The sequence below is a fragment of the Luteibacter sp. 329MFSha genome, from assembly GCF_900111665.1.
Taxonomy (GTDB): Bacteria; Pseudomonadota; Gammaproteobacteria; order Xanthomonadales; family Rhodanobacteraceae; genus Luteibacter.
Genome location: NZ_FOJE01000001.1, coordinates 2,020,505 through 2,039,820, shown reverse-complemented (window position 1 = coordinate 2,039,820; position 19,316 = coordinate 2,020,505). Strand labels below are relative to the sequence as shown.

The following is a 19,316-nucleotide window of genomic DNA, read 5'->3' as shown; positions in this document are numbered from 1 at the left end:
GCCATCCATATCGAGGACCGCTCCATGAAGACCTTCGGCACGCCGCACTCCCGCACCGCGATCAGGGTGCTCCTCCTTGGATCGGGCGAGCTCGGCAAGGAGGTCGCCATCGAACTGCAGCGGTTCGCGGTCGAGGTCGTCGCCGTCGATCGCTACGCGAACGCACCCGCGATGCAGGTGGCTCATCGCAGTCACGTGATCGACATGCTCGACGGCGCCGCGCTGCGCGCGCTGATCGAGGAGGAGAAGCCCCACCTCGTCGTGCCGGAGATCGAAGCGATCCACACGCCGACCCTGATCGAGATGGAGAAGGAAGGCCTCAAGGTGATCCCCACCGCGCGCGCCGCGTGGCTCACGATGGATCGCGAGGGCATCCGCCGCCTCGCGGCCGACGAACTGCACCTGCCCACCTCGCCGTTCCGCTTCTGCGATACGCGCGAAGCCTTCCTCGCCGCGGTCGCGGAGCTCGGCACGCCGTGTGTCGTGAAGCCGGTGATGAGTTCGTCCGGCAAGGGACAGAGCGTCGTGCGCACGCCGGACGATGCCGCTGCCGCGTGGGACTACGCGCAATCCGGCGGCCGCGCGGGGAAGGGCAGGGTGATCGTCGAGGGGTTCATCGACTTCGATTACGAGATCACGCTGCTGACCGTACGCCACCGTGACGGCGTATCCTTCTGCGCGCCGATCGGGCATCGCCAGGAGGACGGCGACTACCGCGAATCGTGGCAGCCGCAGCCGATGAGCGACGCGGCGCGCGCCGACGCGGAGCGCCAGGCCGATGCGATCACCGCGGCGCTCGGCGGCTGGGGCGTGTTCGGCGTCGAGTTCTTCGTGCGCGGCGACGAGGTGATCTTCTCGGAGGTCAGTCCCCGTCCTCACGACACCGGCCTGGTGACGCTCATTTCGCAGGATCTTTCCGAGTTCGCGCTCCATGCGCGTGCCATCCTCGGGCTGCCCGTGCCGGAAATCCATTCGTTCTCGCCCGCCGCGTCGTGTGCCGTCCTGGTGGAGGGCGAAGGCCTCGCGCCCACCTATCACGGCATCGCCGACGCGCTGGCGGAGACGGGCACGATGTTGCGGATCTTCGGCAAGCCCGAGGTCCGCGGCCGTCGCCGCATGGCCGTGACGCTCGCCCGGGCCGGCACCGTCGAGGAAGCCCTCGAGAAGGCGAAACGTGCCGCCAGCCGCATCCGGGTGGAGCTCTGACGCGTCTCCCGCCGCCCTGAGTCCTCAACGGCCGTTCACGGCCGGATGTTAAGCTGCCATGCTCCTATGGACGACCGATGGCCATGAGCGGACGCAGAGACCACCACGATCGCGACGCGCGCGCGCGCACCGAACCGACCCTCGGCCGGCTCGACGACCTCGACCGGCCCGCGTCGCCGCCCGACGACGGGCTGCCGAGCATCGTCGTCGACTCGCCTCGCCCGCGCAGTGGTGGCGGCACGCCTCCGCCGTCGCGTGGCACCCGCGGCCCGCGCCGGCGTGGCTGGCTCATCCCCGTTCTCGTGCTCGTGCTGATCGGCGCGGTCACGGCGTTGTGGCTGCAGCAGGATCGTCTTCGCGGCATGGTGCCCGCCACCGAGCTCAACGACACGCTGGCGCAGGCGAACCACGCGCTCGAGACGGGGCACCTCGACGGCACGAACGGCGACAGCGCGCGCGAACTCTTCGAAAAAGCGCGCGATCAGCAGCCCGATAGCGACCAGGCGCGGGATGGACTGCGTCGCGTCGGCCAGGCCGAGATTGCGCGGGCGGACGCGGCGCTGCAGGCGGGGCGCCTCGACGAAGCCGAGGCGGCACTGAACGTGGCGCGCGAATTGCTCGGCGGCGGCAGCGATGTCGAACAGCTGGCGCAGCGGCTCTCGCAGGCGCGCAATCCGCAGGATCGCACGGAGTCGCTGATCGACCAGGCGCAGAAGGCGTTCGCCGCGGGCCGGCTCGATGGCGACGACGGCGCGGGCGCGCTGTACCGCCGCGTGCTCGACGCCGACAAATCGAACGCGGTGGCCGCGCGTGGCCTCGACAAGGTCGGCGACGGTCTCGCGGCGCAGGCGCGACAGGCGATCGCCGACAACGACAGGACGAAGGCGAATGCCCTCGTCGATCGCATCGCCATCCTCGTGCCGGGTTACGGCGACCTGCCGTCGCTGCGGGCCGCGCTCGCCGAAACGAAGAAGCAGGACGACCAGGCGGTCAAGGCGCTCGTGCAGCAGGGCAACGACGCGATGCGCGCCGGCCGCTTCACGGGCAGCGGCGACGACAACGCGCTCGCGCGCTTCCGCGCCGCGCTCGCGGCCGATCCCGACAACGCCGAGGCGAAGGCGGGTCTGGGCCAGGTCGCGCAGGCCCTGATCGTGCAGGCCAACGCCGCGCTCGACAGCGAGGACGACGACCAGGCCACGCGGCTGCTCGACCAGGCCGAAAAGCTCGCGCCGAAATCGGCCGAACTCGCCGCCGCTCGCGCGCGCATCGCTGGCGGCGACGTGAAGGCCCGGCAGTCGAGCGGTGCCGTTCGCGCGGCGGACGACGACGGCGACCTCGCGCAGGCTTCGCTCGCGGTCAGTCCCGAACAGAAGGCCAAGGTGGCCGAGCTCGTTCGCCGGGCGCAGTCCGCGGCCTCGCGCGGCGACATCATGGATCCGCCGGGCGACAGCGCGTACGACCTCTACCGCAACGCGCTAGCCATCGACGGTAACGACCCCGCGGCGCGCGCGGGCCTGCAGGGCCTGCCCACGCAGGTCGAGAAGCAGATGCAGCAGGCGGTGGCCAACGGCAACGTCCAGCGCGCGGAGAACCTCTACGCGACGCTCGCCGATCTCGCGCCGGGCGACACCTCGCAGGGCGAGCTGCGTCACCGGCTCGGCAGCGCGTGGATCGACAACGCGCTGCAGCGCGCCGGGCAGGGCGACCGCCAGGGTGCGTTCCAGGCGCTCGACCGCGCCCGTCGCTACGCGCCGGACGATCCCCGCCTGCAGAGCGCGTACGAGCGCATCGCGACGGGCCGGTGAGGGGTGGCATGACGGTACTGGTGCTTGGCGCGTCGGGTCAGATCGGCCACTTCCTCCTTCCCCGGCTCGACGCCGCCGGCTTCGACTGGATCGCGGTCAGCCGTCGCGAGGGGCCCGACGCACGTTGGCGCGTGGGCAGTCTTCCCGACACGATGCCGGAGCTGCCGCCGCTGCGTGCCATCGTCAGCCTCGGCCCGATCCACGAGTTCGCCGCATGGCTGGTGGCGAACCGGTTGCCGGGCACGCCGCACATCCTGGCGACCTCGTCGATGAGCGCCGAGACCAAGCGCGAATCCCTCGTGCCGGAGGAGCGCGAGGTGTCGCGCCGCCTTCGCGACGCCGAGACCACCATCACCGCCACCTGCGCGTCGCGCGGCATGCCCTGGACGCTGTTCCGTCCCACGCTGATCTACGGCGCGGGCGTGGACAAGAGCCTCACGCCGATCGTCCAGGCCTCGCTCCGCCGGCGGATCTTCCCGCTGCCGGCCGGAAGGGGGCAGCGCCAGCCGGTGCACGCCGACGACATCGCCGCCGCCGTGGTGGCCGCCATCGCCTCGCCGTTCGCCCGCGGGCAGACCTTCCCCATCGGCGGTGGCGAGCGCCTCCTCGCGGCCGAGATGTTCCGCCGGGCCCGTCGCAGCGCGGGCGGTGCGACCTTTCCCGCCCCGATCCCGCGGCTGGTGCTCGATCTGGCCGCCCTGATGTCCCCCGCCATCCGCGGCCCGGTGAACCGGCTCGATAGCGACCTGATCGCCGACAATCGCGAGCTGGAGCGGGTGCTCGGCATCCATCCCCGGGCATTCCGGCCCTCGCCGGACATGTGGCGACCGCGGCGCTGACCGCGTCCGCCACACCGTCGCCAGCATCCGTTCAGATGGGCGCCGGTCGTGTGCCCCTATCATCCGGACACACCTCCTTCCCCAGGACTCCTCCGCGTTGGCTTTCTTCAACCGTCTCGGCTCCCTCCTGCGCACCAGCTGGCCCTGGCTGCGCATTCCCTTCTGGCTGGTCATGGGTCTGGTGTTCGGCTTCCTGCTGCCGTACACGCTGATCCTCAACGCCCGCCTGCAGGACCGCTTCAACGATCTCGTGTTCGCGGTGCCGACGCGCGTCTACGCCCGGCCGCTGCCGCTGGCCCAGGGGCTGCCCATGACGCCCGCGGCGCTCGAACTGGAACTGACCTTCGCCGGCTACACCACCGAAGGCGGCGGCAAGGTGCAGGGCAGCTATTCGAAGAACGGCTCGCGCTTCGTGATCGCGTCGCACGGCTACGCCGGCCCCGACGGTGGCGAACTGCCGCACCGGATCCGCGTCGCGCTTTCCGATGGGCAGGTCGCTTCCGTCGTCGACGACACCAACAACAAGCCGATCAAGTCGATCCACCTCGATCCGGCGCGCATCGCCACGCTGTACGGCGCGCAGCAGGAAGAACGCCGCATCGTTCGCCTCGAGAACGTTCCGCCGCTCCTCGTGCAGGGCCTGCAGGCGGTGGAGGATCGCGACTTCAAGAGCCACATCGGCCTCGATTTCTCGGCGATCCTGCGCGCGTCGTTCGCCAACATCCGCGCCGGACACACGGTGCAGGGTGGTTCCACGCTCACGCAGCAGCTGGTGCGCAACCTCTTCCTCGACCGCAGCCAGAACATGCTGCGCAAGGTGAACGAGGCGATCCTGTCGATCCTGATGGAGGTGCATTACTCCAAGGGCCGCATCCTCGAGGCGTACGTCAACGAGGTCTTCCTCGGTCAGCAGGGCAACCAGGCGGTGCACGGCTTCGCCGCCGGCGGCGAGTTCTTCTTCGGCCGCCGCCTCGAAGACCTCCGTCCGCAGGAGATCGCCCTGCTGGTCGGCCTGGTGAAGGGACCCAGCTACTACGATCCGCGCCGTTACCCCGATCGCGCGCTGGCCCGCCGCAACCTCGTGCTCCAGCAGTTCCACGACACGGGCCTGCTGGACGACGCGCAGACGAAGGCGGCGCAGGCCTCGCCGCTCGGCATCGCCGCGAACGCGCAGCTGCCGCACAACCGTTTCCCTGCGTTCATGCAGCTGGTCCGCTCGCAGATCACGGCCGACTTCGACGAGGCCGCGCTGCGCGACGGCAGCCTGTCGATCTTCACCACGCTGGACCCCGCGGCGCAGCTCTACACCGAGCAGGCGATCGTCACGACGATGAAGGGGCTGGGCAAGCGCGGTGCCGCCGCGCAGGCCGCCGCCGTGGTCACCGACACGACCAACGGCAGCGTGCTCGCCGTCGTCGGATCGCGCGACCCGGGCGATCAGGGCTTCAACCGCGCGCTCGACGCGCGTCGCCCGATCGGTTCGCTGGTCAAGCCGCTGGTGTACCTCGTCGCGCTCGCGCAGCCGGCGAAGTGGTCGCTCGCCTCCATCGTCGACGATTCGCCGATCAACATGCGCCAGCCCGACGGCAAGCCGTGGACGCCGCAGAACGACGACCGCGAGATCCATGGGCAGGTGCCGATGCTCGACGCGCTCGTCCATTCGTGGAACCTCGCCACGGTGAACCTCGGCCTGCAGGTCGGCGTCCCGCGCATCAAGGGCTTCCTCGAATCGTTCGGTCTCGAGGGCGTGAATCCCAGCCCGTCGCTGCTGCTGGGCGCCGTCGACCTCTCGCCGCTGCAGGTCGCGCAACTCTACGAGTACATCGCTGCCGACGGCCACGCGCTGCCGCTGGTCGCCGTGCGCGGCGTCATGGACAACAAGGGCCAGGCGATCAAGCGCTACGAGGTGAAGGGTGGCGAGGGCGAGTACCAGACCGCCGCGCGCCTAACGACGTGGGCGATGCAGCAGGTCGTCAACAGCGGCACCGCCGCGGCGATCGGCAACTCGGGGCTCTCGTGGCTGCACGCGGCGGGCAAGACCGGCACCAGCGACAGCCAGCGCGACAGCTGGTTCGCCGGTTTCACCTCCGATCGTCTGGCGATCGTCTGGATGGGCCGCGACGACAACAAGCCGACCGGCCTTTACGGCGCCACGGGCAGCATGCGCGTATGGCAGGAGCTCTTCCGCAAGCTGCCGACACGCCCGCTGGCGGCGACGCCGGGCGAGGGCCTCGAAATGGCTTATGTGAACCCGCAGAGCGGCAAGCGCACGGATCCCTCGTGCGAGGGCGCCCGTCCGTTCCCGTTCGTGGCGGGTTACGTGCCCGAAGCGGAGGAGGGCTGTTTCTGGCAGCGATTCAAGGGTATGTTCGGCGGCGAAGCCGAGCCCTCCGCGCCGGCCGCACCCAGTAATCCTGTGGATTGACCCATGCATCGCCTTCGTTTCTGCGCCATCGCCACCGTCACGCTCGTCGCCGCCTGCAGCCAGCCCGCCCCGCCGCAGGCGACGCGCCCCACCAAGCCCACCTACGACATCGTCGCGCAGGTACGCGCGGCGGGTGAGCGCGAAAAGTCGGCCATCGAGGTCGCGCCGCTGCGCGATCCGGGCGTCCAGGGCCTGGCCCAGGCGGCGCAGGCCGACGACCGCGCCGGCAAGTACGACGAGGCGGACGCGAAGCTGCAGCAGGCGCTGAAGCTGGCGCCCGAGGCGCCGGAACTCATCCAGGATCGCGCGGAAAACGCGATCCGCCGCCAGGATTACCCGGCGGCCGAGAAGCTCGCGAAGCAGTCGTTCGAGATGGGCCCGAAGTCGGGCAGCCTGTGCGCGCGCAACTGGCAGACCATCGTCGAGATGCGCCTTCAGGCCGACGACAACGCGGGCGCTACCGCCGCGCGCGGTGAACTCGCCAAGTGCCACATCGCAGGTCCCAACCGCTTCTGAGCGCGTGAATCGCCGATGCGATCGGCTCCCACCCTTCGGTAGGGAACGGGGCCGATCACGGCGGCGCTACCGAAGGGGTGGGAGCCGATCGCATCGGCGATCCCGCGCCAGCGGGCCCAGGGCGATGGATGCGGTCCGTCGCTACCGAAGGGGTGGGAGCCGATCGCATCGGCGATCCCGCGCCAGCGGGCCCAGGGCGATGGATGCGGTCCGTCGCTACCGAAGGGGTGGGAGCCGATCGCATCGGCGATCCCGCGTCAGCGGGCACAGGGCGGATGACGCCGTCGCGTTACCCGGCTCGAATCGCCCGCCCGTGCGCATGCACGGTATCGACCAGCACCCTCACATTCTCCGGATCGACTTCCGGCGTGATGCCATGCCCGAGGTTGAACACATGCCCCGGGTGGTTGCCGAACGCGTCGAGGACGGCGCGCGCCTCGCGCTCCACCACCGACGCCGACGCGCGCAGCACGCTCGGATCGAGGTTGCCCTGCAGCGCCACGCGCTCGCCGACGCGGCGGCGCGCTTCGCCGATGTCCAGCGTCCAGTCGACGCCCAACGCGGTGCAACCGGTGTCGGCCATGGCTTCCAGCTGGCCACCCGCACCCTTCGAAAACAGGATGACCGGAAGATCGCGGCTGGCCGGGTCGGCCTTCAACGCGTCGACCACCTGCGCCATGTAGCGCAGCGAAAACTCACGGAACGGGCCCGGGCCGAGCAGACCGCCCCACGTGTCGAACACCATCAGCGCCTGCGCGCCCGCACGCGCCTGCGCGACGAGATAGGCCGCGACCGAGCGGGCGACGGTGTCGAGCAGGCGATGCGCGAGCGCGGGCTCGTTCCATGCCAGCGCCTTCACCCGCGCGAAATCGCGCGAGCCTTCGCCTTCCACCATGTAACAGGCGAGCGTCCACGGACTGCCGGAAAATCCGATCAGCGGCACGCGACCATCCAGTTCCTTGCGGATCAGGCGGACGGCGTCCATCACGTAACGCAGCTCGCCGTCCATGTCGGGCACGGCGAGCGCGTGGATCGCGGCGGCGTCGCGTAGCGGGCGCGCGAATCTCGGGCCTTCGCCGGCTTCGAACGACAGGCCGAGCCCCATCGCGTCGGGAATGGTGAGGATGTCCGAGAACAGGATCGCGGCGTCGAGCTCGAACCGGTCGAGCGGCTGCAGCGTGACCTCGCAGGCGAACTCCGGATTCGTGGCCAGGCCCATGAAGCTGCCGGCCTTCGCGCGCGTGGCGCGGTATTCCGGCAGGTAACGCCCGGCCTGGCGCATCACCCAGATGGGCGTGGTGTCGGTGGGTTCGCGGCGCAGGGCACGGAGGAAGCGGTCGTTGCGGAGCTCAGCGGCCATGCGCCGACTCCTGTCCCTGGCTGAACATCACTTTGAAACCTTTCTTGATCTGCGCGTCGCGCGCCTTGGCGAATGCGGCCATCGCGGCGTCGCGGTCGACGTAGACCTCGCGCTTGAGCATCGCCTTGCCGCCCTGCACGCCGCTCTCGCGGTACAGGGTCCAGCCGCCCAGGAGATCCTGTTCGAGCGTGATCTGGACGTAGCGGGGCGCTTCGGCGCCCGCTTCGGGCATGGTTTGCAGGTAGATCCGCATCGAGCGATCCGGGGCAGACGCAGGGCCGGCCATTGTAGGGGGTTTTGTCAGCGAGCGACGGCGCTGGCCGGCGCAGCGCTCAGGGAAGGACGCCCAGCACGTCGTCCTCGGCCACGCCGGAGACGATCTCGGCGCGCCCGATGCCACGCCACAGAATGAGGCGCAGCGTGCCCGCGGTGTTCTTCTTGTCGAGGCGCATCAGCTCGACGATGCGACTGGCCGCGTGGACGCGCGACGGCTCCGTGGGCAGGCCGAGGCGTGTCAGCAATGCGACCAGACGCGCGGTGTCGGTGGCATCGGACATGCCCAGACGCTCGGAAAGACGCGCCGCCAGCACCATGCCGATCGCGACGCCTTCGCCGTGCAGGATCTCGCTGTAGTTGCCGGCGGTTTCCAGCGCATGCCCGAAGGTGTGACCGAGGTTCAGTAGCGCGCGCTCGCCTTGCTCCGTCTCGTCGCGCGCCACCACGCCGGCCTTGTAGCGGCACTTGCGCGCGATAGCCTCGATCAGCACCGACTGCTCGCGCGCCGCGAGGGCGTCCGCGTGCGCTTCGAGCCAGGCGAAGAACGCCGGATCGCCGATCGCGGCGCCCTTGACGATTTCCGCCATGCCCGCGCGGTATTCGCGCTTCGGCAGCGTTCGCAACGTGTCGATGTCGGCGACGACGGCACGCGGCTGATGGAAGGCGCCGGCGAGGTTCTTTCCGGCGGGAAGGTTCACGCCCGTCTTGCCGCCGACCGAGGAATCGACCATCGACAGCAGCGTGGTCGGCATCTGGATGAAGTCGATGCCGCGCATCCAGCACGCCGCCGCGAAGCCGGCGAGGTCGCCGACCACGCCGCCGCCGAGCGCGATCACGCACGCGTCGCGCGTGGCGCCCAGGGCGCCGAGCGCTTCGAGCACGCGCCCGACGTTGGCGAACGTCTTGTGCGTTTCGCCGTCCTCGATGAGGAACGACGACCAGCGCAGGCCGTCGAGGCCCTTCGCGAGCGCGTCGAGGTAGAGCGGGGCGACCGTGGTGTTGCTCACGACCAGCACGTGCCTGCCGCGGATCGCCGCGCGCCAGCGCGCGCTGTCCTCGATGAGGCCCGGGCCGATCCAGACGTGGTAGCTGCGGCCGGCGAGGTCGACCTCGACCGTCTCCGTCAGGTGCGTTTCCATCAATGGCGTTTCCAGTGGCGTTCCAGCAGGGCGATGGCGCGCGGCGCGGCCTCGTCCACCGATTCGTGGCGACCGCGGAAGATCAGGTCCGCGATCTCTTCATACAGATGATTGCGATGGCCGGCGAGGCTTTCCAGCCGGCCGCGACGATCGTCGCCGGCGATCATCGGCCGGGCGGTGTCGTGCCGCAGGCGGTCGAGCTGCTCGTCCACGTCGACGCCGAGCATCAGCACCGTGCCGCGCGCCATGAGCGTTTCGCGGTTCGCGGGATCGAGGACGGCGCCGGCGCCCGTGGCGAGCACGATGCCGTCGCGGAGACTAAACTCGCCCAGGTGCGCGCATTCGCGCGCGCGGAAGCCCGCCTCGCCTTCGCGTTCGAAGATGTCGGCGATCGTCATGCCACAGCGTGCCTCGATCTCGACGTCGAGGTCGATGAACGGCAGGCCGTAATGCGCCGCGAGGCGCTGTCCGATCGTGGTCTTGCCGGCGCCCGTGGGGCCGACCAGGAACAGGTTGGGCGAAGGATTCATCGCTCCGATGCTAGCAACAAGCCATGAGCAGGGATACGAAACGGTGCTCGTCGCCGGGGCCGGCGACGTCGGCGGCCGGCTGGCCGCGCGTCTCGCCGAGCAGGGCCGGCGCGTGTTCGCGCTGCGCCGTGGCGACGCGTCGGGCGGCGGCATCCACTGGCTGCGTGGCGACCTCACGCGGCCGGCGACGTTGACGGGTATGCCACGGGTCGACGCGCTGGTCTTCGCCGCCGCACCGGACGCCCGCGACGAGGCGGCATACCGCGCGATCTACGTCGACGGCCTGCGCCATCTGGTCGAAGCGCTGCCCGAGCCACCGAAGCGGACGCTCTTCGTCTCGTCGTCGGCCGTGTACGGCGAACACGCGGGCGGCTGGGTCGACGAGGACACGGCACCGGCCCCGCCGGGCTTCAACGGACGCGTGCTGATCGAGGCCGAGCGGTGGCTTGCCGCGCAGGCCATCGGCGGCATAGTCGTGCGGCTCGCCGGGCTCTATGGCCCGGGTCGAACGCAGCTGTTCGAGCGGCTGCGCGAAGGCAAGGCCGTCGTGCCGCGCGGGCAGGGCGTCTACGCCAACCGCATCCACGTGGACGATGCCGCGGCGGCGCTGGCCTTCCTGCTCGACGTGCCCGAACCCGCGCCGCTATATCTCGGCGTCGACGACACACCGCTGCCGATCGACGTGCTGTACGACCACATCGCCGGCCTGCTGGACGCGCCGATCCCGCCCGAGGGGCCCGGCCCGGCGGGGATCGGCAACAAGCGGCTGTCGAACGCGCGTCTGCGCGCCGCGGGCTTCCGCTGCGCGTGGCCCGATGCACGGGACGGCTACGCCGCGTTGCTCCGATCGCCGATACGATCGGCTCCCACCCTTCGGTAACCGTGTTTCGGCCGGCGGGATCGCCGATCAGATCGACAGGACGCGCCGCCGCTCATCGAGCCGGACGATCAGATCGGCCTTCGACGCCAGCGTCGCCAGCGCCCGCCGGCTGATCCGCTCGTAATGCTGCAGGAACCTCGCCAGCGCGGCCGCATCCATCGCATGCGGATCGCCGCGCTCGCGCAGCGGCCGCTCGGCCTCGTCGCGCCACGACGCGACCACGTCCCACGATGGCGCCTGCAGCACGACGAGCGCGTCGAGCCGTTCCCACAGCGGCGCGTACCCGGCGAGACGCGCGTCGGCCCAGCGCCGCCACGTTCCGTCGGGATCCTCCTCGCGCTCGAGCGCGTTCACCGGCTTGACCAGCGCCTGCTCGCCCGCCGGTTCCACCCCCAGGCACCAGCCTTCGAGGACGACCAGCTTCGGCACCTCGCCGACCGCCGGCCACAGGGCCGCTTCATGGCGGTCGTCGCGGCCCTTGTCGAAACGCGGGATGGCCACGGGATTTTCCGCGGATGCCTGCGCCAGCGCGTCGAGCGTGGAGGCGAGCAGCGCCAGGTCGTGCGTGCCTGGCACGCCGCGTGTGCGGAGGAGGGGGTGCACCGTCGCCGCGAGCGCTTCGCGCTCCGCGCGGGTCAGGTAGACATCGTCGAGGGACAGCGTGACGGCGCCCCAGCCGCGCTCGCGCGCGGCCGCCACGAGACCGGCGCCAAGGTGGCTCTTGCCGCTGCCCTGCAGCCCGGAAATCCCGAGCACGAAGGGCGCCGTCGCCTGCGCGACGTCCGCGGCGAAACGCCCGAGGACCGTGGCGGCCAGCGTGCTAGCATCGGACGATTCCATGGCCGACAGCATAGTCCATCGTCATGCTTACCCCTGAGATCCTCGACACCTTCCGCGGCCTGCTCGACGAGGCGAAGGCCAGCGGCGACCGCGAGCCCACCGCGATGAACCTCGCCACCGCGAGCAACGACGGTCGCGTGCATTCGCGCATCGTGCTGCTCAAGGCCATCGACGAGCGCGGCCTGCGCTTCTTCACCAACTACGGTAGCGCCAAGGCGGGCGAGATCGCCGAGCACGCGCAGGTCGCGCTGTGCTTCCACTGGAAACAGATCCGCGAAGGCATCCAGGTGCGCTTCGAAGGCCGCGCCACGAAGACGAGCGAGGCCGAGTCCGACGCCTATTTCGCGAGCCGTCCGCGCGGGAGCCAGATCGGTGCGTGGGCCTCGCTGCAGAGCCAGGAGCTGCCCGACCGGCAGACGTTCGACGACCGCGTCGCCCGGTACGAGGCCGAATTCGCCGGCCGCGACGTGCCACGCCCGCCGCACTGGGGCGGTTTTCTGGTGGAACCGGATCGCGTGGAGTTCTGGTACGGCGCGACGTTCCGCCTCCACGAACGCGTCGTGCACGCCCAGGCGGGTACACACTGGACGAACCACCTCCTGTACCCCTGACCGGAGCCCTCGATGAGCCGCGCTCAACCCGTCCAGCACATCGCGCAGTCGACGTTCACCGTGCACACGCGCGGACGCTCGCTCAGCGAGATCAGCGACCGCATCGCGGACGCGGTCGCGGCGAGCAGCGTCGGCACCGGCATCGTGCATGTCTTCGTGCAGCACACGAGCGCGTCGCTGCTGATCGGCGAGAACGCCGATCCCACCGTCGTGGCCGACCTCGAACGCTTCTTCGCGCGACTGGTGCCCGACGGCGACCCGCTGTTCCGGCATCGCGACGAAGGCCCCGACGACATGCCGGCCCATGTGCGCTCCGTGCTCACCGGCGTGTCGCTGTCGATTCCCGTGCATGGCGGCAAGCCGCTGCTCGGCACCTGGCAGGGCGTGTTCCTCTACGAACACCGCCACGAAGCGCACCAGCGCAGGATCACCGTCACCGTGTCGGGCCACTGATGGGCGACGCGTATCCGCGGCGGATCGTCTGCCTCACCGAAGAACCGACCGAAGTCCTCTATGCGATCGGCGAGGAGCATCGCATCGTCGGCATTTCCGGGTTCACCGTGCGGCCACCGCGGGCGCGCAAGGAGAAGCCGAAAGTCTCCGCGTTCACGAGCGCGAAGATCGACCAGATCCTCGACCTGAAGCCCGATCTGGCGATCGGCTTCTCGGACATCCAGGCGGACATCGCGCGCGAACTGATCCGCGCGGGCGTCGAGGTCTGGATCAGCAATCATCGCAGCGTCGACGGCATCCTCGAGTACATCCGGCGCCTCGGCGCGATGGTGGGAGCGGGCGAGAAAGCCGCCGCGCTCGCCGATCGCGCACGGGCCAACCTCGACCGCATCGCGGCGCAGGCCGCCTTGCTGCCGAAGCGGCCGCGCGTCTACTTCGAGGAATGGGACGATCCGCTGATCACCGGCATCCGCTGGGTCGGCGAGCTCGTCCGCATCGCCGGCGGCGACGACGTGTTTCCCGAACTCCTCGAAGAACCACTGGCGAAGCAGCGGATCGTCGCCGATCCGCTCGAGGTGGTGCGGCGCGCACCGGACATCGTGTTCGGTTCGTGGTGCGGCAAGCGCTTCCGGCCCGACCGGGTGGCGTCGCGCCAGGGTTGGGCGGACGTGCCCGCCGTGCGCGACGGCGAGCTGCACGAGATCAAGTCGCCCATCATTCTCCAGCCCGGTCCGGCGGCGTTGTTCGACGGTGTCGAGGCGTTGCACGCGCATATCGCGGCGTGGGCGCGCAGATAGCTCTGGGAGCGGATCTGGCCGCGACCGCTCTGTAGGAGCGGACCTGGCCGCGACGGCTTTTCGCGAAGAGCCGCAGGCCCTGCTGCTCCTGGCGAAGAGCTGTCGCGGCCAGGTCCGCTCCCACAGCCCGGGGTCGCGGCCAGGTCCGCTTCCACCGCCGAGGTTCGTCGATGCTCAGGGCATCGCGATCCAGCGGTCGTGCTTGCGAATTTCGAGCGGCCGGAAACGCCGCTTGTAGTCCATCTTCGGGTGCCCCGCGATCCAGAAGCCGAGGTACACGTACGGAATGCCGCGGCGTCGGGCGAGATCCACCTGCTGGAGGATGCCGAACGTGCCGAGACTGCGGGCCTCCTCGTCCGGATCGAAGAACGTATAGACGGCCGACAGGCCGGCGAGCGTGACGTCGGTGACCGCTACGCCAAGCAACCGGTCCGCCTTGCGGAATTCGAGGAACAGCGTCGGGCTCCATGGCGCGGCGAGGAAGCGCTGGAAGTCGTCCGCGTCCGCGGCGTCCATGCCGCCCCCGCTGTGCCGCGCCTTAAGGTAGCGGCGATACAGCGCGTGCCGTTCGTGCGTGAACCCCGGCAGTTCTTCGCTGACCGTCACATCCGCGTTGCGCGTGAGGCAGCGCCGCTGGGAGCGGTCCGGCGCGAACGCCGCGGCGTCGATGCGGCAGGGCACGCACGCCTGGCAGGCGGCGCACTGGGGCAGGTACAGGTGGCCGCCGGCGCGACGGAAGCCCTTGGCGAGCGCCGGCGCGTAGAGGCGGTCGAGATGCGGCGCGCCTGGATCCACCACGAGATTCTGCGCCGTCCGCTCGGCGAAATAGCCACACGTGTGCGGCAGGGTCTGGAACAGGCGGACGCGATCGGTCATGGTCCGATGTTATAGCCCGATGGCGCGCGCCGCGTCACCGCGGGGTGTTCGTCGCGCGCTCAGCCGCCCGCGTGGTGGACGACCATCCAGTGCGTCGTTGCGCCGCCGGCGTCGGTCACGGCCTCCAGCTCAAGCCTGCCGTCCACGCCCGCGCCATCGTTCGTCTGCAGGCGAACCCGGTGGGAGACGCCCGGCGTGGCGGGCAGCGAGGCCGCCGCCGGGAGCAACGCCGAGATCGGCAGCCCCGCGACGGACCGCGCGTCACGGCCGGTCGCGCGGACGAACGCGTCGTTGACGAAGACGATGGGGCAATCCTGCCATCGCGCCTCGGTCGCTTCCGCGATGGCGATGGGCTCCGGCAGGCGGGCGAGCGACGCGCGCATCAGCGCGAAGTTCTGCTGGTAATGCTTGCGCTCCATCATCTCGATGAGCACGCGAAGGCTGCGCGCCGATTCCAGATGCAACCGCGACCAGGGCCGCGAGCGGCCGCGGACGGTTTCCTGCCAGGCCTCGAAACTCTGCCGCGGCGACAGGCGGGCGCCGGGGATCGTCTCGAGCTTCGCCAGCGACGGGTTGCCGCCCCAGCGCACCTGGCGCACCTGCTCGCTGCGCGTCCACATCACCGCGTTATGCGAGTCGGCCTGCAGGGGCATGAAGATGACGCCCGCCGCGAGCTCGGTGACCCCGTGCGCCGCCAGCGCCGGGTGCCATGCGCCGATCGCGTCCGTATGCAGCACGCCGGCGATGCCGTCGGGGGAGCCGGCCGCGCCATGGGCGGCGACGATGTCGCGGATTTCGAGCAGGGTGGCCTCGTCGGGCAGTTGCCCATGGCGCATGACGCGATCGCCCGCGTAAATCGCGACGCCGTCGGCGTCGACGACCTCGAGGAGTTCCGGGGCGAGCGAGGCGAGCAGGTCGGGATCGATCCGCTCGCTCTCGTTGAACGCCGTGATCAGCTTTTCGCGCACGGTGAGCAGCGTGCTCTCGACTTCGATCTTCGCCAGTTCCTCGATCGCCGAGACGCGCGCCGCGAACGAACGGGCGATCGCGTCGGCCACCTCGCGCATCTGGTGGTCGGCGAAGAAGGGCGAATAGTGGTGGCAGGAAATCAGGCCCCACAGCCGGCCGTTCGTGACGATGGATGCCACCAGCGTGCCGGTGACGCCCATGTTCCCCAGATATTCCAGGTGCACGGGCGAGACGCTGCGCAGCGACACGTCGCTGAGGTCGGTGGGCTGCGCCGTCTGCGGATCGTACGCGGGCAGGATGTACGCCGGCACGTAGCCGCAGTCGCTGATCTGGCGGACGCGGTTACGCAGGTAGAGCGCGCGCGCCTGCGCCGGGATGTCGGTGGAGGGGTAGTGCAGGCCGAGGTACGCCTCGAGATCGTCGCGGCGCGCCTCGGCGACGACTTCGCCGTGCCAGTCGTGGTCGAAGCGGTAGACCATGACGCGGTCGTATCCGAGCAAGGTGCGGACCGTCCGCGCGACCCGCGCCGCGGCGCGTTCGACGGACGCGTCGTTCTCCAGCTTGTGCGCGAGGTCGTAGGCCACGCGGATCGGGTCGTCCTCGAAGTAACCTTCGCGCGGCTCGATCTCGATCATCCAGCGATCCGCGTACGCGTGCACCGCCGCATGCCAGGTGCCGGTCCTCTTCGTCTGCGGGAAGCCCGCGGGCACCCAGGCGCTGTGCGCGGGGCGCTCGTCGTCCTCGAAGAGGTCGGGCGGCAGCGTCAGCACCTCGTGCAGCGGCGCATCCAGGGCCGCTTCCACGTCGACGCCCAGGATGTCGGCGATGTTCTCGCTGGCCTGGAGGATCGTCCCCGTCGACGCATCGACCACCAGCAGCACGCCATGGGGCTGGATCGAGCCGGGGATGTGGATCGGCTCGCGGTCGCAGAGGGTGAGGTCGGGGAGTTCAGACATGCGCGGCATGGTCCTGTAACGTTCGTTGAAAGCGCGCGAACATGGCCAGCGCGCCGTTCAGGGCGGCCCGGTGGGCTTCTTCGCCTATCAGTTCACCATCCAGGACGGCCTGGAACCGGCGCCAGGGGGCGGTCCGCTCGCCGATGGCGTAGAAGCGATGGCGCAGGTGAGGAAAGCGCTCGCGGAGCATCTTCACGATCAGCCGGCCGCCCAACGCGGACCCCTCGATCACATACAGCTCGCCCCAGGCCTCGGCGCTGTCCAGCGTGCCGCCCGCACGGCCGGGCGCATCGCTACCGGAGGGGTGGGAGCCGATCGTATCGGCGACGGGTTCGGCGGCAAGGTCCCCTTCGAGCGCGTTGGCGCGGGATGCGTAGTCCCAGCGGGGAGCGACGTGGCGAAGCCACTCCCTCCGTTCGGCCTCCCACTCGCCGAACAACGTCAGCTGAGCCGCCAGCAACTCCCGGTAGCCGGCTTCGTCGAGGTCTCCCGCGAGCAGCCGGCGCATGCCGGCCGAGGCCTCGGCGGCCTCGTGCGCATCGCGCGTCGCTTCGCGCAACATGACGTGGGCAGGCGTGCCTTCCCCCGCGCCGTCCACTCAGAGGACCTGGGTGGCCTTCAGGACGACCACGAGCATGACGCCGGCGACGATCGCCAGCACCATCAGGCGGATGCGGGACGCCGTGCGCTGCGCCGGCGGCCGGCGATCCGGCTGGCGGTGCATCTGCAGTTCTTCCTGGTAGCGCACCACCGGCTCGATGCCGATGTCCTTGAGCAGCGAGCGCGCCTTCGGGAAATCGTCGGCGCTCTTGACCCAGACCTGCGGCCAGCTGCTGCGATCGTCGCTACGCTGCGAATAGCTGAAGCGCTGGTAGGTCGGGCGATTCCAGCTCGACCGGTTGGTCACCGACGTCTCGATCTCGTGCTCGGTGAGCAGGGCGACGATACGGTCGATGTTGTCCTGGCGTGGCGATGTATAGATCTGGCGCATGGGCCCGATTCTACGGGAATTGGCCGGCCGGCGACGCGCCGGGCCGCTCCGGTGCCAGGGCGCCCTTCACGGCATCGAGGTGCCCGTCGTTCGGCAGGGGCGCGATCCCCAGCAGGTGCGCCAGCAACGGGTAGATGTCGACGTTGGGGAACGGCGCTATGGTCACGCCGCGCGCGAAGCCGGGACCATGGCCGATGAACAGGGCGCGCATGGAAGGATCGAGGTTGTCGTAACCGTGTTCGCCGCGCGACATCGGCGAGGTGCGTTCCGCGAGCGTCTGCCGGCTGGTGATCGCCCAGCCCGTGTCGGCGAGGCAGAGGTAGGCGGGGACGCGGGCGTTGTGGCCGTAATCGAGGCGCGGCGGCAGGTCTTCCTTGCGGTAGCAGCGCATGTGGGCATGCGGCCCGAGCAGGCGCGCGATCGCGTGCGTGGCGTCCACGCCCGGCTTCGGATTGAACGTGGCCATGACGCCCCACGACACCGCGGTGAGCGATGCGAGATCGGTCTCGTCGTCCGCGAACACGATGTTGCCGCGCGGCACGTCGGCCATGCCGTGGTCGGAGACGATCACCAGGTCGGTGCTGTCGTACAGGCCGCGCCGACGCAGGGCGGCCATCAGATAGCCGATGGCGTCGTCGACCTCCCTGAGCGCTGCGTCCACCTGCGGGGAGTCGGGGCCGAACTCGTGGCCCGCGTGGTCCACGGCGTCGAAGTACAGTGTGTCGAACGACGGCTTCGCCCCGGGTTCGTCGATCCACGCCATGAGCCTGTCGACGCGCTGGCGCGACGAGAGCGAATCGTCGAACGGGATCCAGTGGTCCGGCCGCATGCCGTGGATCTCGGCCTCGGTGCCGGGCCAGAACATCGTCGCCGTCCGCAGGCCCTGCTTCTGGGCGGTCACCCAGATGGGTTCCGCCTGCGCCCACCAGCGCCCGTCGCTCGTCGCCGCGTGGTTCGACAGGCTGAACCTGCCCAGGGCGGGATCGCGCATCGTGTTGTTGACGATGCCGTTGCGGTCGGGCACGCGGCCCGTCACCAGCGTGTAGTGGTTGGGAAAGGTCAGCGAGGGGAACGACGGCAGCATGTACGGGGTGGTCGCGCCATCGCGTGCCAGCGCCACCAGGTTCGGCGTGAGGCCCCGCTCGATGTAGTTGGCGCGGAAGGCGTCGATGGAAACGAGCAGGGCGGCGTGGTGGGGCGTGGCGGGCCGGGCGGCGGGACGGGTGGCGCATCCGGCAAGGGCCGCGAGCAGCGCGAGGGCCGCGACACGGCGGAACAACATGGCATTCATGACGGGGAACGTAGGCTCTGGTCTAAAGGCAATCCCTCCCATGATGGACGAGTCCCATGACCAATTCATCACGCAACTTCCTGCTGATGACTTTGACGACCCTGTGTCCCCTGCTGGCGCTCGCGCAGACCCCGCCGCCGAAACCGGCCGCGCCGCCCCCGCCGCGCCCCGTGATCGTCACCACGCCGAGCCCTTCCCAGCAGTGGCAGCGCCAGGTCGACCGGCAGCAGTTGCAGAACCAGCAGAACCAGAACGCCGTCCGCGAGCAGCTGCGCCAGGGCAACCTCGATCGCCAGCGGGCGAACACGACCAACCCGGCGCTGCAGAACCAGCTGGACGCTGCCGATCGCAGCCAGCAGCAGCTCTATCGGGCGCGCCAGGAGGACGCGGTGAAACGCTACCAGTCGCTGCCGGCCAACGAGCCCGCTACCCAGACGCGCCGGGTCGAGCCCGCGCCGGCTCGGGGATCGTCGGCGGGACGCTGACCGCCGTTGCTGCGACGCGTCTGGCGACGCGTCGCGGCGCGGGACCATAATCGGGGATTCCTGCATCGACG

20 protein-coding genes are annotated in these 19,316 nt (G+C 70.2%); 10 read left to right on the top strand and 10 right to left on the bottom strand.

Features of this window, described 5'->3' with window-relative positions:
- The first annotated feature begins 24 nt into the window (after positions 1–24).
- The 5 genes from purT to BMW54_RS09150 all read left to right on the top strand — a co-directional run bounded on the left by purT (position 25) and on the right by BMW54_RS09150 (position 6,791).
- The gene (gene purT, locus BMW54_RS09170; RefSeq protein ID WP_090054769.1) at positions 25–1,206 is read left to right on the top strand and encodes a formate-dependent phosphoribosylglycinamide formyltransferase; all 1,182 of its coding nucleotides are present in this window, start codon (positions 25–27) and stop codon (positions 1,204–1,206) included.
- Positions 1,207–1,289: 83 nt separating this feature from the next.
- A complete protein-coding gene (locus tag BMW54_RS09165; protein ID WP_090055874.1) occupies positions 1,290–3,011 on the top strand; it encodes a hypothetical protein in 1,722 nt (573 codons plus the stop codon).
- A gap of 8 nt (positions 3,012–3,019) precedes the next feature.
- Complete coding sequence (locus tag BMW54_RS09160; protein WP_090054767.1) at positions 3,020–3,850, top strand: SDR family oxidoreductase; 831 nt, start codon at positions 3,020–3,022, stop codon at positions 3,848–3,850.
- Positions 3,851–4,022: 172 nt separating this feature from the next.
- Positions 4,023–6,275 (top strand): penicillin-binding protein 1B, encoded by a 2,253-nt coding sequence (gene mrcB, locus BMW54_RS09155; RefSeq protein WP_090055871.1) that lies wholly within the window; start codon positions 4,023–4,025, stop codon positions 6,273–6,275.
- 3 nt (positions 6,276–6,278) lie between these two features.
- Positions 6,279–6,791: a tetratricopeptide repeat protein gene (locus tag BMW54_RS09150; RefSeq protein WP_090054766.1), complete on the top strand. Its 513-nt coding sequence runs from the start codon at positions 6,279–6,281 to the stop codon at positions 6,789–6,791.
- 289 nt (positions 6,792–7,080) lie between these two features.
- Here the strand turns inward: BMW54_RS09150 and hemE are convergent, their stop codons facing one another.
- From hemE to BMW54_RS09130, 4 genes are all read right to left on the bottom strand, one after another.
- Positions 7,081–8,151 carry a uroporphyrinogen decarboxylase gene (gene hemE, locus BMW54_RS09145; RefSeq protein WP_090054764.1) on the bottom strand — a complete coding sequence of 357 codons (1,071 nt, stop codon included), beginning with the start codon at positions 8,149–8,151 and terminating at the stop codon, positions 7,081–7,083.
- Positions 8,141–8,404: a hypothetical protein gene (locus BMW54_RS09140; RefSeq protein ID WP_090054763.1), complete on the bottom strand. Its 264-nt coding sequence runs from the start codon at positions 8,402–8,404 to the stop codon at positions 8,141–8,143. The genes hemE and BMW54_RS09140 overlap by 11 nt, the downstream gene beginning before the upstream one ends.
- A 79-nt stretch (positions 8,405–8,483) precedes the next feature.
- Positions 8,484–9,566 carry a 3-dehydroquinate synthase gene (gene aroB / locus BMW54_RS09135; protein WP_090054762.1) on the bottom strand — a complete coding sequence of 361 codons (1,083 nt, stop codon included), beginning with the start codon at positions 9,564–9,566 and terminating at the stop codon, positions 8,484–8,486.
- Positions 9,566–10,096 carry a shikimate kinase gene (locus BMW54_RS09130; RefSeq protein ID WP_090054760.1) on the bottom strand — a complete coding sequence of 177 codons (531 nt, stop codon included), beginning with the start codon at positions 10,094–10,096 and terminating at the stop codon, positions 9,566–9,568. Before BMW54_RS09130 ends, aroB begins: the two co-directional genes overlap by 1 nt.
- A 7-nt stretch (positions 10,097–10,103) precedes the next feature.
- On the opposite strand from BMW54_RS09130, the gene BMW54_RS09125 reads away from it, so the two are divergent.
- Positions 10,104–10,976 carry an NAD-dependent epimerase/dehydratase family protein gene (locus BMW54_RS09125; protein WP_090054759.1) on the top strand — a complete coding sequence of 291 codons (873 nt, stop codon included), beginning with the start codon at positions 10,104–10,106 and terminating at the stop codon, positions 10,974–10,976.
- 27 nt (positions 10,977–11,003) lie between these two features.
- Here the strand turns inward: BMW54_RS09125 and BMW54_RS09120 are convergent, their stop codons facing one another.
- Positions 11,004–11,816, bottom strand: coding sequence for a kinase (locus BMW54_RS09120; RefSeq protein ID WP_090055869.1), 813 nt, complete (start codon positions 11,814–11,816; stop codon positions 11,004–11,006).
- A 23-nt stretch (positions 11,817–11,839) separates the two neighbouring features.
- On the opposite strand from BMW54_RS09120, the gene pdxH reads away from it, so the two are divergent.
- The 3 genes from pdxH to BMW54_RS09105 are packed head-to-tail and all read left to right on the top strand — an operon-like array spanning position 11,840 to position 13,677.
- Positions 11,840–12,427 (top strand): pyridoxamine 5'-phosphate oxidase, encoded by a 588-nt coding sequence (gene pdxH, locus BMW54_RS09115; protein WP_090054757.1) that lies wholly within the window; start codon positions 11,840–11,842, stop codon positions 12,425–12,427.
- 12 nt (positions 12,428–12,439) lie between these two features.
- Positions 12,440–12,880 carry a secondary thiamine-phosphate synthase enzyme YjbQ gene (locus tag BMW54_RS09110; protein ID WP_090054755.1) on the top strand — a complete coding sequence of 147 codons (441 nt, stop codon included), beginning with the start codon at positions 12,440–12,442 and terminating at the stop codon, positions 12,878–12,880.
- On the top strand, positions 12,880–13,677 hold the full coding sequence (locus BMW54_RS09105; protein ID WP_090054754.1) for an ABC transporter substrate-binding protein: 798 nt from the start codon (positions 12,880–12,882) through the stop codon (positions 13,675–13,677). The genes BMW54_RS09110 and BMW54_RS09105 overlap by 1 nt, the downstream gene beginning before the upstream one ends.
- 174 nt (positions 13,678–13,851) lie before the next feature.
- Here BMW54_RS09105 and BMW54_RS09100 read toward each other — a convergent pair whose 3' ends face one another.
- The 5 genes from BMW54_RS09100 to BMW54_RS09080 are packed head-to-tail and all read right to left on the bottom strand — an operon-like array spanning position 13,852 to position 18,760.
- Complete coding sequence (locus BMW54_RS09100) at positions 13,852–14,553, bottom strand: arginyltransferase (RefSeq protein ID WP_090054752.1); 702 nt, start codon at positions 14,551–14,553, stop codon at positions 13,852–13,854.
- A 59-nt stretch (positions 14,554–14,612) separates the two neighbouring features.
- On the bottom strand, positions 14,613–16,478 hold the full coding sequence (locus tag BMW54_RS09095) for a GAF domain-containing protein (RefSeq protein WP_090055867.1): 1,866 nt from the start codon (positions 16,476–16,478) through the stop codon (positions 14,613–14,615).
- Positions 16,471–17,040, bottom strand: a complete 570-nt coding sequence (locus BMW54_RS09090; RefSeq protein ID WP_090055865.1) for a biliverdin-producing heme oxygenase — start codon at positions 17,038–17,040, stop codon at positions 16,471–16,473. Before BMW54_RS09090 ends, BMW54_RS09095 begins: the two co-directional genes overlap by 8 nt.
- A gap of 36 nt (positions 17,041–17,076) precedes the next feature.
- Complete coding sequence (locus BMW54_RS09085) at positions 17,077–17,469, bottom strand: hypothetical protein (RefSeq protein ID WP_090054751.1); 393 nt, start codon at positions 17,467–17,469, stop codon at positions 17,077–17,079.
- Between the two features lie 10 nt (positions 17,470–17,479).
- Entirely contained in the window at positions 17,480–18,760 is a 1,281-nt protein-coding gene (locus BMW54_RS09080) for an alkaline phosphatase family protein (protein WP_090054749.1), read from the bottom strand.
- Positions 18,761–18,816: 56 nt separating this feature from the next.
- Here BMW54_RS09080 and BMW54_RS09075 point away from each other — a divergent pair, with 56 nt between their 5' ends.
- Positions 18,817–19,245, top strand: a complete 429-nt coding sequence (locus BMW54_RS09075; RefSeq protein ID WP_090054748.1) for a hypothetical protein — start codon at positions 18,817–18,819, stop codon at positions 19,243–19,245.
- The last annotated feature ends 71 nt before the right edge of the window (positions 19,246–19,316 follow it).